The following is a 15,194-nucleotide window of genomic DNA, read 5'->3' on the forward strand; positions in this document are numbered from 1 at the left end:
GTCGGCCCGGCGGGTCTATCGGGTAACGGGAACGTGGAGCTCGTCGAGAAGACGGCGGACGCGGCGTTCGATCTCGTCGCGGATCGGCCGGACGTCGGCCAGGCTTCGGTCGGCGGGGTCGTCGAGGTCCCAGTTCTCATAACGGGTGCCGGGGAAGACCGGGCAGGCGTCGCCGCAGCCCATGGTGACCACGACGTCGGCGGCGCCGATCACCTCGTCGGTCCAGGGCTTGGGGAACTCGTCGGTGATGTCGATGCCGCGCTCGGTCATCGCCGCGCTCGCCGCGGGATCGACCTCGATGCCAGGCTCACTCCCCCCGGACCACGCCACCGCGTTGTCGCCGGCGAGGTGGGTGAAGAAGCCCAACGCCATCTGGGACCGGCCGACGTTGTGCGTGCACAGGAACACCACCACCGGGCGGCCGTCGCGGTGGTGACCCTCGACCCGGGCGAGCGCGCGCAGGCGCTGGCGGGCGAACCGCTCGGCGAGCAGCGGCAGGTAGTTGGGGATGCTGCCAGTGGTGGCGAACTGGTCGTAGCTGGAGCGCAGGAACGCTTCGATGGTCTCGGCGCCGTAGATGCCGGCGAATTCGGCGGCGAGGCGGGTGGCCGCAGTGCGCAGGGCGACCTGCTGGTCGACGGAGATCTCCTGAAGCCGGTGAGGGCTGGTGTCAGTCACGGTGCTCTCCCGGATCCATGGCGGGATTGATGACGGGGGCGACGCGCTCGACACGGGCGGCGAGGTCGGCGAACGCGGTCTCGAACGCGTCGTCAGTGTCGAGGCGGACCGGGTCGGGCACCGACCAGTGCAGCCGGGGCCGTACCGGGCCCGTGAGTTCCTCGTGGGCGTTGTCGCAGACCGCGATGACAAGGTCGTCGTCGCGTACGACGTCAGCGACGTGCGAGGTGGCGTTCGGGTTCAGTGCCAACCCGTGGCGGTGGGCCACGGCGACGGCACGCGGATGGACCCGCGGGGCGGGTTTCGTTCCCGCGGACGCCGCCGCAGTGTGGGTGCGATCGGACCAGAGGGCGGCGGCCAGTTGCGAGCGGGCCGAGTTGCGGGTGCAGACGAACACGACCCGCCGCACCCCGGTCAGCGGTGCCGGGTTCAGCGCGGCGAGGGCCTCGGGCCGCAGCCGCAGGTAGGTGCGGCGCCGGTCGCCCTCGGAGCGGTCCCGAGTAACCAGGCCGGCTTCGGTGAGGACCTTGACGTGGTGAGCGATGAGGTTCGTGGGCATCTGAAGGTCGTGGGCGATCTCACCCGGGGACGCGTCGCCGAGGGTGAGCGCGTCCACGATCGCCAGGCGCGCCGGGTCACCGAGCGCGGCGTGGATCCGGGCGCGCCCCTGCAGGGAAGCAAGCTCAGTAATCATTGACTCAATAGTTGCTGAGATAAGCAGCGAGTGTCAAGCAGGGGCAACTGAGAGCTACCTGGCGGTGCGCGGGGCGGCCCGGCCGATGGGGCTGACCAGCGTCGGGCCGGACTCACCTGACGATCCGGGGTGGCGCCGCCCTTCGTGGGGCAGTTGGCCGCCGGTGATGGTTGGCCGATCGGAGGGTGTTCGCCCGTCGGAGCGAATCGGGTCAGCAGCAGGTGTTGAGATAGGACTGCAGTTCGGCCAGCGCCGCCTGCGCGCCGTCGCGGTCCGCCCGGTAGTAGACCGTCTTGCCGTCGCGCCGCGAGGTCACGACCCGCCCCCGGCGCAGCAGGTTCAACTGTTGCGAGGCGGTCGCCTGACTGATCCCGACGCGCTCGGCGACGTGCCCGACGGACAACTCGGCGCCCTGGGCGAACAGCATCATGATCCGCTGGCGCGGCTCACGCGACGGCGGTCGGCTCGACGCTGAGCAGTCCGGCGAGCTGGCGCAGGATGGCCGGCCGGGCCCGGTAATACACCCAGGTGCCGCGGCGTTCGGCGTCGACAAGGCCGGCCTCGCGCAGCACCTTGAGGTGATGCGAGATCGTCGGCCCGCTCAGGTCGAACGCCGGAGTCAGGTCGCAGACGCACGCCTCCCCGCCCTGCGCGGAGGCGATCATCGACAACAGTTGCAGCCGCACCGGATCGCCGAGCGCCTTGAACGCCGGCGCGAGCACTGCGGCGGTCTGCGCCGGCACCCGGCTCTGCGCCAACGGCGGGCAGCACGGCGTGTCGGCGCTGAGGTCGATGACGGGAAGCGACGCGGCCTGCTTTGACATTCCTCTAGGTTGACAGGTGTCTAATCAGCGTGCAACTCTCTGATTAGACAGACGTCAAGACAAGCTTCGCAGGGGGAAGAGTACTGCTCAACACAGCACAACGCAGGGCAGAAGATCAGGCGAAGGCGGTGAGAACTCCCAGACCAGCCCCACGACGGCGGGCGGGTTCGCCAGACATCTCGAGGCTGCCGCCGCCCTGTCATCACCTGATCAACCCTCGACCCTGACGCACGGCCTTCGTCTGCCTGTTGATTCGCAAGGTCTCGACACAGAGGAGATACCTGATGAGCACCCTGGATGGCCTGCCCGTCGTGGTGATCGGCGCCGGCCCGGTCGGCCTGGCCGCCGCCGCGCACCTACACGAGCGTGACCTGCCGTTCCTCGTCCTGGAGGCCGGCGACATCCCCGCCGCCGCGGTGCGGCAGTGGGGACATGTCCGGGTCTTCTCCCCCTGGCGGTACAACATCGACTCCGCCGCCCGCCGGCTCCTCGACGAGGCTGGGTGGGTCGCACCGGACCTGGAAGCCCTGCCCACCGGGGCGGAGCTGGCCGGCGACTACCTCCAGCCGCTGGCGGAGCTGCCGCAGCTCAAGCCGCACCTGCGCTACGGTGCCCGCGTTGAGGCGATCAGCCGCCTCGGGCTGGACCGGCTGCGCACCGCCGGCCGCGACACCACCCCGTTCCTGATCTGCCTCGTCGACGGCCAGGAGGTGCTCGCCCGCGCGGTCATCGACGCCTCCGGCACCTGGGGCACCCCGAACGTCCTCGGCGCCTCCGGACTGCCCGCTCGCGGTGAACGCGAGGTGGCCGGGCATCTGGAGCACGCCCTGCCCGATGTCCTCGGCGTCGACCGGGACCGCTTCGCCGGTCGGCACACCCTCGTCGTCGGCGCTGGTCACTCCGCCGCCAACACCCTGCTCTCCCTGGCCGAGTTGGCCAAGTCCACGCCGGGCACCGAGGTGACCTGGGCGATCCGCTCCACCTCACCGGCGCGCACCTACGGCGGCGGAGACGCCGACGCCCTCCCGGCACGCGGCGCGCTCGGCTCCCGGCTACGCGCGCACGTCGACGCCGGCCGGATCCGCCTGCTCACCGGCTTCGCCGTGCACGCCCTCACCCCCACCGACGGCCGGGTCAGCGTGGTAGTCCGCCACACCGACGGCAGCGAAGAATCCATCTCCGTGGACCGGATCGTCGCGGCGACCGGCTTCCGGCCCGACCACTCGATCGCCGCCGAGCTGCGCCTGGACCTGGACCCGATCATGGGCGCCACCCGCGCCCTAGCGCCGCTGATCGACCCCAACGAGCACTCCTGCGGCACCGTGCCCCCACACGGCGTCAACGAGCTCACCCACCCCGAGCCCGGCTACTACGCCGTCGGCATGAAGTCCTACGGTCGGGCCCCAACGTTCCTCATGGCCACCGGCTACGAGCAGGTCCGCTCCGTCGTCGCCGCCCTCGCCGGCGACTGGAGCGCCGCCCGCGACGTGCAACTCGACCTACCCGAGACCGGCGTGTGCAACAGCAACCCGGAGGACTCCGCGACCAGCGCCAGCTGCTGCGCCCCGGCCCCGACCGCCCAGACCTCCGGACGGGGCTTGGCCACCGGCATCTCCGGCGGGCTTCTCACCGCGCCGCTGACCCTGCTCACCCTCGACGCCGCACCCGCCGACACGCAGACCGGCGGCTGCTGCGCCAGCTGATGCCCACCACCATCACGGTGCCCGCCGACACCGCCGTCGGCGGGCACCACCGGTGGCGGATCGTCGCCGTGCGTGCCTTGACAGGAAGGCGGAGCGGCAGGACAGTCGACATATTCATAGACGTTCAACTATCTGCGGCGAGGTGTGCCATGCGGAAGTCGCTGACTGCTGTGGCCGCCATCGCTGCTGCCATGGTCGCGATGATGGCCGCGATCGCACACGCCAGTGCGGCGAACGCGGCGGCCGGGTGTCGGGTGAACTACGTCGTCACCAGCCAGTGGACCGGTGGCTTCCACGCCGACATCGCGGTCACCAACTTGGGTGACCTGGTCAACGGGTGGACGCTGCGGTTCGCGTTCCCGGCAGTCGACCAGCGGCTCACGCAAACCTGGAGCGCCACCTGGGCACAGGCGGGCCAGCAGGTCAGCGCGACCAATCTGGGTTGGAACGCGACCCTGGGCACCAATGGCTCCGCGAACATCGGTTTCGTTGGCGCATGGTCGGGCAGCAACCCCATACCGGCGTCGTTCACGCTCAACGGCGTCACGTGCACCGGCGGCGTCCTGCCCAGCGTGACGCCGACCCGGACGACCACACCGCCGGTCGCTGACTACCCGGCGATCGTCACCTGGCTCAGCCCGACCGCCGGCGCGGTGTACACCACGCCGGGAACCGTCCCGCTGGCGGCGACCGCGACCGTGGGAGGCGGACACAGCATCACCTCGGTGTCGTTCCGGGTGGACGGCGTCACGGTGGCCCGGGGGGTGAGGACGACCGGTGACAGGTACGAGGCGCTGTGGACACCACCGATCGGGGAGCCCGGCACCAGCACCACCTTCGTGCTGTACGTCTCCGCCGGCACCGACCAGTCGCTGTCCGGCGCTGCGCCGCCGATGCTGGTCACGGTGGTGACACCGGCGTCCACCGGCACCAACCACCCGCCGGCGGTGGCGTTGAGCACCCCCGGTGGGCAGACCCACTTCCTCGAGCCGACGACCGTCACGCTGGTCGCCGACGTCGCCGACACCGATCCCGGGGACCTCGTCAGCCGGGTGGAGCTCTACCTCGGCGCGACCCCGCTGGCCGTGACGCCGACCGACAGCGGACAGCGCTACCAGTTCCAGACGGCCCTGTCGGCCGGCACATCGTCCACCTTCACCGTGCGGGTCCACGATTCCCACGGCGGCCTCGGCATCTCGAACCCGCTGACCTTCACCATCCGTTAGCGCCTCGGCCCTCCGTTCGTCGAGGTCGCCCCGTTCCCGCAACACTTCCGCCAGTTACTCAGCGGCGAAGTTGTCCCAGGCGTGCCAGCGCAGCACCGCCACCGTGCCATCGCCTCGTCACCCGGCGGCAATCTGCTCAGTCTGACCTCTTCGATCAGCGGCCCGTCCAGCAGCTGAGCTCCGTGCCATCCTCGACCGGGAAGTCGATGCTGACGTAGCCGTTGCCCGGGTCTCGGACGTAGGTCACGTAGTCGCTCATCGACCCGAACGTGGAGTCGTCGCCGACGACCAGGGCGCCCGTGGCGAGCCGGTCCTCGATCAGGCGCAGGACGGGCAGGCACATCTCCTTCCAGCCGTCGAGCAGCGCCAGGCCGATCGGGCCGCCGACCGCGCCGAGGGTGGTCAGCGCATCCCCCTCGAGCACTGTCACGAGGTCGCTGAACCCGGCCGCCTCGATATTGGCGCGGGCCGCCTTGACCTTGGTCGCGCTGAGCTCGGTCGTGGTGACGTGCCCGATCCCGTTGTCGTGCACGGCTGGGGAGCGCCCGATGCATCGCGGCAACCGGCACGGCCGGAGCGAGGCGGCCCGCGAGGCCGTGCTCCAGGCGGCGGACGACCTCGTCGCCGAGATCGGCTACGCCAAGGTCACCATCGAGGGCATCGCATCCCGGGCCGGCGTCGCCAAGCAGACGATCTACCGGTGGTGGCGTTCCAAGACCGACATCCTGATCGACGCATTCACCGCCGACAGCGCCCAGGAGCTCACGCTGCCCGACACCGGCGCCTTCCGCACCGATTTGCGCGCCCACCTCGACGAGCTGGTCCGCTTCCTCGAGGTGTCCGACTCGGGCGCGGCGTTCCGGGCCCTGGTCGGTCAAGCCCAGCATGATCCGGAGCTGGCCGCCCGGCTGCGCGCGGAGGTTCTGCTTGCCCGAGCCGTCCTGGCTGACGCCGTCCCGCAGCCCTCAGACCGCTTCCCGAGCGGTATATGTCTGCCAGCTCACGGAGCTGGCCGGGGGCGCGTCCAGCGATAACTGGACGGGCCTCATTGGGGGAGACTTCGCAGTGATGATTCGCAGCCAACGATGTCCACCCGTGAGAGCGTCGGGCTACGTCACCAGTGGCTGGCTACAACGCCGGTGCGACCGCCGAGGGCACCGCGAATGTCTGCGGTGAACGCCGGTGAGAACGACGGCCAGTTGTAGAACGTCACAGCGGGAGCGCCGATCAGGATGCTTAACTGCCCGCCCCACTCCCCCACCAACCCGCTCCAGTTGCACCGTCCTTTGTTTGGCAGACCCCGGCCATGATGCCATGGCTTGACCGGGGGTGACCAGCACAGATAAAAGGCCAGCTTGCCGGTGGTGCGGTTGCTGCGGCTGAGCAACCACCGGAGCTCGCCCCGCTGGTGGGGTGATGATCCAAGCCCACAGTAGTCGCGCTGGCACCCTACCCTGAGCGCGTGGTCAGCTACGAGGAACAGATCCTCAGCGACACGCTGCCGCACAGCATCGTCATCGTCGGTGCCGGGGCCATCGGTGTCGAGTTCGCGTACATCCTGCGTAACTACGGCGTCGAGGTCACCATCGTGGAGTTCCTGGACCGGATTCTGCCGCTGGAGGACGAGGAGGTCTCCGCCGAGCTGCACAGGCAGTACCGGCGCCTCGGCATCCGGGTGCACACCAGCACCCGGGTGGAGCAGATCGACGAAAGCGGCGACAAGGTCGAGGTCACGATCACCCGCGGCGGGGGAGCGCTCCGTTCTGGTCGCCGACAAGGTCCTGCAGGCCATCGGCTTCCAACCCCGGGTCGAGGGCTACGGCTTAGACATTACCGGCGTCCGACTGACCACCGCCGGCGCCATCGAGGTGGACGAGCACTGCCGCACCAGCGTGCCGAACATCTTCGCGATCGGCGACGTGACAGCGAAACTGATGCTCGCCCACGTCGCCGAAGCAATGGGCATCGTCGCCGCCGAGACCATCGCCAGGGCCGAGACCATGACCCTGAACTACCGGATGATCCCCCGAGCCACCTACTGCCAACCGCAGATTGCCAGCTTCGGCTACACCGAGACGCAAGCCCGCGAACAGGGATTCGACGTCCGCGTCGCCAAGTTCCCCTTCACCGCGAACGGCAAGGCGCACGGCCTCGGCGACACCACCGGTTTCGTCAAGATCCTCAGCGACGTCCGGCACGGGGAACTGCTTGGTGCACACTTGATCGGGCCGGACGTCACTGAGCTACTTCCTGAACTCACCCTGGCCCAGCAGTGGGACCTCACCGTGACCGAGGTGGCCCGTAACACCCATGCCCACCCCACCCTGAGCGAAGCCGTCAAAGAGGCGATCCACGGCCTCGCCGGACACACGATCAATCTCTGAACAACGTCGAGGCCGCGGTGGGTCCACTCGTCGGTGAAGCGCTGTCGCCTATCGAGTCGGGGAGCGGCTGGCCCTGCTTCGACGCCGGCGGGAGCATCCTCGATCACCAGGCAGTCGGACGCCGGCACATCGAGGAGTTGTGCCGCGCGTAGGTAGCCCTCCGGATCCGGTTTGCCGCAGCGGACCTGGCTGCTGTCGACCAGGACCGGAGGGTCGGGTAGCCCGCCTGCGCGCAGGCGTTGCAGGACGGTGGGCGTTCGGCCTGAGGTAGCGACGCCCCACCGCCGGTCATGCAACAGGCGCAGCACCGCGGCGGCGTCGGGGTAGACGGGAAATCCGTCGCCTTCGTTCGCCATGAATTCCCTGATCAGCCGGTATTCAGCGGCGGTGTCGAGGTGTGGCGCCACGGCCTGGATGGTGTCGACGGGCCGGCGGCCGTGGGTGTGCGACCAGACCAGGTCCGGGTCGAGGTTGCGGTGGTCGGCCATCGGCTCCAGATCCGGCGGCACGCGGGGTACGAGTCGACGAGCACGCCGTCGACGTCGAACGACACCGCCTTATCGTTCGTGCCCGCACCGATGTCGTGGAGGTGATGCAGCCCTTCGTGCGCGACCTGCCGCACCACCCACAAGACGGTGCGGCGTTCCCAAGGGAGCCGGACAGCTGTCCGGCTCCACTGCGGTTCACGGATTTCGCTCGTGAGGGCGACGAACCGGTCGGCGTTACGTTCGAGATCCAGCAGTATGGCGGCCAGCGGCTGCTGGTTGTAGGCGTACCGCTCGGCGCGCTCGTCGCTGCGCACCGGTTCGAGCGTGGGCTCGTGCTCGGTCAGCGTGCGGCGAACCCGGTGTGGTAGACGTCGTAGACGTCGCGGACATGGCAGGCGGAATCCAGCGCCGACCACACCCCGGCCGCGGGCCGCCGGCGCAGGACATCGACTGGCAGGTGCTGAAGGCGCCGCCGGTACCGCCCGGGATGGCTGCGGATCAGCCCGCGGGCCACCGACGGGGTCAGGTCGCCGTATCGCAAACCACACGATTCACAGTGGTGGTCCTCGTCCGGCAGGGGCGGCAGGGTCATCGCGCCGCCAGGCTGTGCAGCAGGCCGACCGTGGTCGCAGCCTGCTCGGCCATGTCGTGGACAAGCCGGGCGGCGGGGAGGACGTCGTGGACGAGGTTCACCGATTGGCCCGCGTACAGTGCCATGTCGCCCAGGTCGCCGGTCATCCCCGGCAGCGGTATCTGGTCCGCGTACCGGCAGTGGTGCTGGCCGGCCGCGTCGACGGCGACGACGTCACCTTCGCCGGGCCGGTGTGGTGTTGCCGGCTCACCGGCGGCTTCCCAGCCACGGAGGGTCGCGTTGCGCAATGCGCGGTGCGGCGCGTGCGGCCAGCCGCCGTCGAAGCAGCGGGTGTAGACGGCCTCCACCCCGGTGGCGGTGACCAGGTGTTGCCGATACACCTCGTGTGTGACCGCCTCATTGGTGGCGATGAAGCGGGTGCCCAGCATGGCGCCCTGGGCGCCGAGCGCGAGCACCGCCGCAATCCCGCGCCCGTCCGCGATGCCACCGGCAGCGACAACCGGTATTGGACCGACCGCGTCGACGACGGCCGGCACCAGGGCCAGCGTCGTCGTGCCGCCGCGGACATGGCCGCCGGCCTCCCAGCCTTGTGCCACAACGACGTCCACACCGCCCGCGACAGCGTGGACGGCTTCGGCAACCTCGCCGACCGTGTGCAGATGCAGCGCGCCCGCCCCGCGGATCCGGGCGGTCATCCGTGACGGATCTCCCCAGAAGGTGGACATGATCGGCACGCCCTCGTCCAGGCACACCGTCAGCAGGTCGTCCACCGGGAAGTCGAGCACCAGGTTGGCGCCGAATGGCCGCGTGGTGAGCTCTTGGGTCCGCCGGATGCTGAGGCGCGCCTGCTCGGGCGTATGCCAGGTCAACGCCAGCATCCCGAGGCCGCCAGCCTCGGACACGGCCGCTACCAGCTCCGGTCCCGCCGCCGAACCAACCGGTGCCTGCACGATTGGCAGATCGATGCCCAACCGGTTGCACAGTGCAGTGCGCAAACGCCTCACGATGCCATCCCTGTCGCTTCGGAAATCGAATCAGCACCCGAGACGGTACTGTCTCGAAGATCGAAGCATCAAGAGGGGTGGCACAGGCGATGACGGTACCCCGGCCGGGCCGGCCAGTACGCGGATCGAGTACCGGGCGACCCCTCATGGCCGCCCTCGACCTCTTCGGCCGCCGCTGGAACCTGCGCATCGTCTGGGAGCTGCAGCACGGACCGGTCGGGTTCCGCGCGTTGCAGCAGCGCTGCGACAACATGTCCTCCAGCGTCCTGCGGCAGCGACTGACCGAGCTTCTTGACGCCCACCTCGTCGCCCAGCAGTCGGACGCGGCCTACACGCTCACCGATCTGGGCCGCGGCGCCTACCAGGCACTGCGCCCGCTCGCCCGCTGGTCCGACGCGTGGGCCTCGGCCCTGGATGAGGACGACGAAAAACCGATTCCGTGAAAGGCCACCTCTGGCACTTCGTGAACCGAATCGCTACGGTGCTTCTGATTCCGAATCATCTGGAGAGGTCATGGCTCGCATCCCGGCGCTCGAACCGCCGTTCACGCCGGACGTGGAGGCACAACTCGCATCGATGATGCCCGCCGGAATGCCTCCTATCGGCCTGTTCCGGACGTTCGCCAAGAACGTGCCGATGACCGTCGCCATGAGCAACTGGGGCAGGTACGAACTCGGCCGCGACCTGACCCTGACACTCCGCGAGCGGGAGGTCGTCATCCTGCGCACCTGCGCGCGCTGCGGCTGCGAATACGAGTGGGGCGTCCACCTGATGGTCTTCGCTGAGCGTGCCGAACTCTCGCCGGCCGAGGTCACCTCGCTGACCTGCGGCTCCCCTGACGATCCCTGCTGGACGGCCGGCCGCGAAGCCATGCTCATCCGGATGGTGGACGCCCTGCACGACTCGTGCGACGTCGACGACGAACTATGGCGATCCGCGCAGGAGTTGCTCGACGAACGGCAACTGCTCGACGTGCTCCTGCTGTGCGGGTGGTACCACGCGATCTGCTTCGCCGCCCGCACCGCTCGCGTCGACCTCGAGCCCGGCGCTCCCCGCTTCGCCGACATCACGACCGCCTGATGGCCGGCCCACCGATGGCAGTGGTGGACGCCTGCACCCGCGACGGCCAGGGCGGCAGCCCCACCGCGGTCGTGATCGACGACGCCACGCTCACCGACGACGACCGGCACGCCACCGCCCGCAGGACCGGCACCTCCCACACCGCGTTCATCGACACCAGCACAGCGGACACGCCCACGGTGCGCTTCTTCGCCTGCGCCGGAGAACTCACGAACTGCGGCCATGGCACCATCGCCGCGCAAGCCGTCCTGCTGCACCGCAGCGGCGCGACCGAGCACCACGGGCGCCAGCGCACCGCAGGCCGCACCTTCGCCACGACCGCCATCCGCCGTCGCGACGGCGTCGAAGTCTGGTTCGACCAAGGCGTCATCGCCCTGGCGGACCACGCCGACGCCACCGGCGGTGGCATCATCGCGGCCCTCGGCCTGCAGCGAACGGACATCGCCGCCGACCTACGGGTCGCTTCGCCCGGCACGCCACGACTTCTCGCCCCCGTCCGGGATCACCCGACACTGCTGTCCATGCAGCCCGACTTCGATCGACTGGCAACCGAGTGTCGCCGACTCGGGTACCTCGGCTGCTTCACCTACGCACTCTCGCCCACCGCAGGAACGGCCGCAGCCCGCATGTTCGCCCCCGCGATCGGCGTCACCGAGGACATCGCGAACGCCAACAGCGTCGGCTGCCTCGCCGCCCACCTACTCGACACATCCGGCAACGGCGAAATCGAAGTCCACCAGGACATGCTCGGGAGGCCGTCATCGATTTCCGCCAGCGCTACACACACCGGATCCGGCATCGTCGCCAGAATCGGCGGTGGTCGACCTCGGCCCGCCCATCGTTCCCGGCTGAAAGGTCACACCTTCACGGTGATGATCGGATGCACGGTCATCGGCATGAGCGGACGTCGCTGGCCCATGAAGCGGAAAATCTTCGGTGCTGACGCTTTCGGGCGCGCCGTAGAGGTCACCAGCCTGAAGAGCCAGCTCAGGACGTCGCCCATGGGATCGGTGTCTCGAATGACGGAACTACGGCGCGGTGCAGCAAGCTCACCCGCAACGCTCCACATCGATCTGCAGCAGGGCTGCAGACATGGCCTTAGGCGAACCGAGACGCGGGCCGGCGCCAGCCATCCCGGGAGCATCAACGCCTGACCACTTCGACCCCTACTGGGAGGTCACGCCGCACCGCTCGAACGCTGTCGGCTCCGCCTGAAAACTGACCCCGTGGTTCCGGCTGAATTTTGACCCCTTCCGGAAGCATCGGGAGGTGCTGAGCGTGGAGGACTGGGCGGAGATCCGTCGGTTGCACCGGGCGGAGCGGATGGCGATCAAGGCCATCTGTCGCCGGCTGGGGGTCTCGCGGAACACGGTGCGTAAGGCCTTGGCCAGTCATGAGCCGCCTCGCTATCAGCGGGCGGCGAAGGGCTCGATCGTGGACGCGGTCGAGCCGCAGATCCGGGCGTTGTTGGCGGAGTTCCCGGACATGCCGACGACGGTGATCATGGAGCGGGTTGGGTGGGCCCGCGGCAAGACGGTGTTCGCCGATCGGGTGCAGCAGTTGCGGCCGTTGTTCCGCCGCCCGGACCCGGCCCAGCGGACGGAGTATCTGCCGGGCGAGTTGGCGCAGTGTGATCTGTGGTTCCCGCCGGCGGACGTGCCGTTGGGCTTCGGGCAGGTCGGCCGGCCGCCGGTGCTGGTGATGGTGTCCGGGTATTCGCGGTGGCTGTCAGCGGTGATGATCCCGACCCGGCAGTCACCGGACTTGCTGGTCGGGCACTGGACGCTGATCTCCGGCTGGGGACGGGTGCCCAAGGCGTTGGTGTGGGACAACGAGTCCGCCGTCGGGCAGTGGCGGGCTGGCAGGCCGCAGCTGACCGAGGCGATGAACGCCTTCCGCGGCACCCTCGGCATCAAGGTGATTCAGTGCCGACCGGCGGACCCGGAGGCCAAGGGCCTGGTCGAGCGGGCCAATGGCTATCTGGAAACCTCGTTCCTGCCCGGACGCCGTTTCGCCTCGCCCGGCGACTTCAACACCCAGCTCACCGACTGGCTGGTGCGGGCGAACAACCGCCAACACCGGATGCTGGGCTGCCGCCCGCTGGACCGGTGGGACGCCGACCGGGCCGCGATGCTGTCACTGCCACCGGTCGCGCCGGTGGTCGGCTGGCGCCAGGCCACCCGGCTGCCCCGCGATCACTACGTCCGCTTGGACGGCAACGACTACTCGGTGCACCCATCCGTGGTCGGCAGGCGGGTTGAGGTCACCGCCGACTGCGACCACGTGACGGTGGTCTCCGACGGCCGGCCCGTGGCCCGACATGACCGCTGCTGGGCAAGCCATCAGAGCATCACCGACCCTGCCCACCGGCAAGCCGCCGCCGACCTGCGCGTCGCTGCCCAACACAAGCCGACGACCGCGGTCGACGCCCAGGTCGAACGCCGGCCGTTGAGCGACTACGACCGCATGTTCGGCCTGGACGTCGAGGTGGCTGCGTGATGGCCGCCAAGACCAGCCGCAACGTCGCCTCGGAGATCGCGTTCCTCACCCGCGCCCTCAAGGCGCCGTCCCTCGCTGCCTCCGTCGAACGCCTGGCGGAGCGGGCCCGGGCCGAGTCATGGACGCACGAGGAGTTCCTCGCCGCCTGCCTGCAACGCGAAGTCGCCGCCCGCGAAGCACACGGCGGCGAGGGACGTATCCGGGCAGCCAGGTTCCCCGCCCGCAAGAGCCTGGAGGAGTTCGACTTCGAGCACCAACGCTCTCTGAAGCGGGAGACGATCGCCCACCTGGGCACCCTCGACTTCGTGGCGTCGAAGGAGAACGTCGTCTTCCTGGGCCCGCCCGGCACCGGCAAGACCCACCTGTCCATCGGCCTGGGGATCCGGGCCTGCCAGGCCGGACACCGGGTCGCGTTCGCCACCGCCGCCCAATGGGTGTCCCGCCTCGCCGACGCCCACCACGCCGGCCGACTGCAAGACGAGCTCGTGAAGCTCGGCCGGATCCCGCTGCTGATCGTCGACGAGGTCGGCTACATCCCCTTCGAAGCCGAAGCGGCGAACCTGTTCTTCCAGCTCGTCTCCAACCGCTACGAACGAGCCTCGCTGATCGTCACCAGCAACAAGCCCTTCGGCCGCTGGGGCGAAGTGTTCGGCGACGACGTCGTCGCCGCAGCCATGATCGACCGCCTCGTCCACCACGCCGAGGTCATCTCGATGAAGGGCGACAGCTACCGGCTTAAAGACCGCGACCTCGGCCGCGTTCCCGCAGCCACCAAGACCAACGACTGAACATCAACAACCAGCGAGGGGGTCAAAATTCGGCCGGAACAGAGGGGTCAAAGTTCAGCCGGCGTTGACAAACGCATCACCACAGGTCAACGCCCTCCTCTCCGACCGGCGTCGGTGAGCGCTTCGGGCGCGGCGACCACTTCGCCAACCTGCACCCAATCTGCTCCCAGTCGAAAGGTCAGGCCAACCATCGGCTCCTTACCACCTTGACCTGCGCACACGCCCCTACCAGCCGGCATAGAGACCCATCGAATGCATCGCAAAACCGCAGAGCACTCCGCGGGAAACAGGACGCCACACCTGCTCTGACCTGGGAGAACGTGGAGCCGCAGGCAGGGGTGGGTGCAGTTGAGTGCTGTTCGATGCCGTTGGATGCAGTTCAAAGCTGTTCAGGGCACCCCACTGCTCCCAACCTGCTCCCCCTAGACCGGGCTCGCACCGGGCCGCCGACCGCTCGTGACCTGCCGGCCCAACGCTACGGTCGGCACCAGCGCTGGCTCCCTCAGCCGCATCGGTCGATCGGGAAGCACACCCACGATCACCGCGCCTTATCAGCGGCGGAAGCGTGTATGTGACCTGGTGTGCTCCGCCGTGCTGCTCGCTCTGCCCTCAGGCAGGAGACCGCCGCAACGAAGAGTCGATCCCGACCGCCTCTCCAGGGCGAGAGCCGACGCGTACCGCTCGCTCAGGCGTCCTGCTGTGTGCGGATGTCCAACTTTCCCGCCAGCCAGTCCGACTGGGGCACGGCCGATCCCCGGATGCCGAGACTCGCCCGGGCCGCCTGGTAGAAGCGATCGCGTGTCTCGTTGGCATGGCCGAGCCCAGCAGCCAGCTCGAACCCCGCGGAAGTCATGCCGCGGGCGTAACGGGCGATGTCCGTCACTGCGGCGCGCCACTCGCGGGCCGCAGTGATCGATGTGGCGTCGCCCAGGAGGAGGACACTCTCCCATGTCTTTGTGCGCCGGATGTCGGCCTCTTCCATCCTGGCCAGGGCGTGTTCACGATCCACACCGTGACGAAGCGCGTTCAGGTTGGCGATCCGGAGCGCGTACGTGTGCACTTCCTTGACTGCGTTGGCGAACTCGACGTACGCCTGAAGCCGGCGCTCGTCCCACCGCGCCGCCTGCTGGCGCTGCCACCGCGAGCGGTCCGCGATCAAGGTGGCGAGGATCGTCCCGCCTGTTCCGACGAGGACGCCGAGCAGAGCCGGCAGTTGGTCCATCAACGCGCTCAT

Annotated in this window: 19 protein-coding genes; 9 read left to right on the forward strand and 10 right to left on the reverse strand. The window is 69.2% G+C overall.

Annotation, left to right across the window (positions count from 1 at the left end; genetic code table 11):
* Window positions 1-15 precede the first annotated feature (15 nt).
* The 4 genes from O7617_RS03570 to O7617_RS03585 all read right to left on the reverse strand — a co-directional run bounded on the left by O7617_RS03570 (window position 16) and on the right by O7617_RS03585 (window position 2,196).
* The gene (locus O7617_RS03570) at window positions 16-678 is read right to left on the reverse strand and encodes an arsenate reductase ArsC (protein WP_348774170.1); all 663 of its coding nucleotides are present in this window, start codon (window positions 676-678) and stop codon (window positions 16-18) included.
* Window positions 671-1,372, reverse strand: coding sequence for a helix-turn-helix domain-containing protein (locus O7617_RS03575; protein ID WP_282261487.1), 702 nt, complete (start codon window positions 1,370-1,372; stop codon window positions 671-673). Before O7617_RS03575 ends, O7617_RS03570 begins: the two co-directional genes overlap by 8 nt.
* A gap of 211 nt (window positions 1,373-1,583) precedes the next feature.
* Window positions 1,584-1,925: a helix-turn-helix domain-containing protein gene (locus tag O7617_RS03580; RefSeq protein ID WP_282261488.1), complete on the reverse strand. Its 342-nt coding sequence runs from the start codon at window positions 1,923-1,925 to the stop codon at window positions 1,584-1,586.
* Entirely contained in the window at window positions 1,819-2,196 is a 378-nt protein-coding gene (locus tag O7617_RS03585) for a metalloregulator ArsR/SmtB family transcription factor (protein ID WP_282261490.1), read from the reverse strand. Before O7617_RS03585 ends, O7617_RS03580 begins: the two co-directional genes overlap by 107 nt.
* Before the next feature lie 284 nt (window positions 2,197-2,480).
* On the opposite strand from O7617_RS03585, the gene O7617_RS03590 reads away from it, so the two are divergent.
* Together O7617_RS03590 and O7617_RS03595 are read left to right on the forward strand one after the other, a co-directional pair.
* Entirely contained in the window at window positions 2,481-3,899 is a 1,419-nt protein-coding gene (locus tag O7617_RS03590) for an FAD-dependent oxidoreductase (protein ID WP_282261492.1), read from the forward strand.
* 149 nt (window positions 3,900-4,048) lie between these two features.
* On the forward strand, window positions 4,049-5,125 hold the full coding sequence (locus O7617_RS03595; protein WP_282261493.1) for a cellulose binding domain-containing protein: 1,077 nt from the start codon (window positions 4,049-4,051) through the stop codon (window positions 5,123-5,125).
* A 154-nt stretch (window positions 5,126-5,279) separates the two neighbouring features.
* Here the strand turns inward: O7617_RS03595 and O7617_RS03600 are convergent, their stop codons facing one another.
* Window positions 5,280-5,657, reverse strand: coding sequence for a class I SAM-dependent methyltransferase (locus O7617_RS03600; protein WP_282261494.1), 378 nt, complete (start codon window positions 5,655-5,657; stop codon window positions 5,280-5,282).
* A gap of 16 nt (window positions 5,658-5,673) precedes the next feature.
* On the opposite strand from O7617_RS03600, the gene O7617_RS03605 reads away from it, so the two are divergent.
* Complete coding sequence (locus O7617_RS03605) at window positions 5,674-6,159, forward strand: TetR/AcrR family transcriptional regulator (RefSeq protein ID WP_282261496.1); 486 nt, start codon at window positions 5,674-5,676, stop codon at window positions 6,157-6,159.
* An 80-nt stretch (window positions 6,160-6,239) separates the two neighbouring features.
* On the opposite strand, the gene O7617_RS03610 is transcribed toward O7617_RS03605, so the two are convergent.
* On the reverse strand, window positions 6,240-6,917 hold the full coding sequence (locus O7617_RS03610; protein WP_282264945.1) for a hypothetical protein: 678 nt from the start codon (window positions 6,915-6,917) through the stop codon (window positions 6,240-6,242).
* On the opposite strand from O7617_RS03610, the gene O7617_RS03615 reads away from it, so the two are divergent.
* Window positions 6,916-7,509 carry an FAD-dependent oxidoreductase gene (locus O7617_RS03615; protein ID WP_282264622.1) on the forward strand — a complete coding sequence of 198 codons (594 nt, stop codon included), beginning with the start codon at window positions 6,916-6,918 and terminating at the stop codon, window positions 7,507-7,509. The genes O7617_RS03610 and O7617_RS03615 overlap by 2 nt on opposite strands.
* Before the next feature lie 367 nt (window positions 7,510-7,876).
* On the opposite strand, the gene O7617_RS03620 is transcribed toward O7617_RS03615, so the two are convergent.
* The 3 genes from O7617_RS03620 to O7617_RS03630 are packed head-to-tail and all read right to left on the reverse strand — an operon-like array spanning window position 7,877 to window position 9,593.
* Window positions 7,877-8,311 (reverse strand): hypothetical protein, encoded by a 435-nt coding sequence (locus O7617_RS03620; protein ID WP_282261497.1) that lies wholly within the window; start codon window positions 8,309-8,311, stop codon window positions 7,877-7,879.
* A gap of 26 nt (window positions 8,312-8,337) precedes the next feature.
* Window positions 8,338-8,589 carry a DinB family protein gene (locus tag O7617_RS03625; RefSeq protein ID WP_282261498.1) on the reverse strand — a complete coding sequence of 84 codons (252 nt, stop codon included), beginning with the start codon at window positions 8,587-8,589 and terminating at the stop codon, window positions 8,338-8,340.
* Window positions 8,586-9,593: a nitronate monooxygenase gene (locus O7617_RS03630; protein WP_282261499.1), complete on the reverse strand. Its 1,008-nt coding sequence runs from the start codon at window positions 9,591-9,593 to the stop codon at window positions 8,586-8,588. Before O7617_RS03630 ends, O7617_RS03625 begins: the two co-directional genes overlap by 4 nt.
* Before the next feature lie 146 nt (window positions 9,594-9,739).
* Between O7617_RS03630 and O7617_RS03635 the strand changes: the two genes are divergently transcribed.
* The 5 genes from O7617_RS03635 (at window position 9,740) to istB (ending at window position 13,960) form a co-directional block, all read left to right on the forward strand.
* A complete protein-coding gene (locus O7617_RS03635; RefSeq protein ID WP_282261500.1) occupies window positions 9,740-10,036 on the forward strand; it encodes a helix-turn-helix domain-containing protein in 297 nt (98 codons plus the stop codon).
* A gap of 70 nt (window positions 10,037-10,106) precedes the next feature.
* Complete coding sequence (locus O7617_RS03640; RefSeq protein WP_282261502.1) at window positions 10,107-10,673, forward strand: carboxymuconolactone decarboxylase family protein; 567 nt, start codon at window positions 10,107-10,109, stop codon at window positions 10,671-10,673.
* A 14-nt stretch (window positions 10,674-10,687) separates the two neighbouring features.
* The gene (locus tag O7617_RS03645; protein ID WP_282261503.1) at window positions 10,688-11,827 is read left to right on the forward strand and encodes a PhzF family phenazine biosynthesis isomerase; all 1,140 of its coding nucleotides are present in this window, start codon (window positions 10,688-10,690) and stop codon (window positions 11,825-11,827) included.
* 115 nt (window positions 11,828-11,942) lie between these two features.
* Entirely contained in the window at window positions 11,943-13,172 is a 1,230-nt protein-coding gene (gene istA / locus O7617_RS03650; protein WP_282257169.1) for an IS21 family transposase, read from the forward strand.
* Window positions 13,172-13,960, forward strand: a complete 789-nt coding sequence (gene istB, locus O7617_RS03655; protein ID WP_013730719.1) for an IS21-like element helper ATPase IstB — start codon at window positions 13,172-13,174, stop codon at window positions 13,958-13,960. Before istA ends, istB begins: the two co-directional genes overlap by 1 nt.
* Window positions 13,961-14,645: 685 nt before the next feature.
* Here istB and O7617_RS03660 read toward each other — a convergent pair.
* Window positions 14,646-15,194 carry a hypothetical protein gene (locus tag O7617_RS03660; RefSeq protein WP_130399902.1) on the reverse strand — a complete coding sequence of 183 codons (549 nt, stop codon included), beginning with the start codon at window positions 15,192-15,194 and terminating at the stop codon, window positions 14,646-14,648.

The organism is Micromonospora sp. WMMD1155 (genome assembly GCF_029581275.1).
Taxonomy (GTDB): Bacteria; Actinomycetota; Actinomycetes; order Mycobacteriales; family Micromonosporaceae; genus Micromonospora.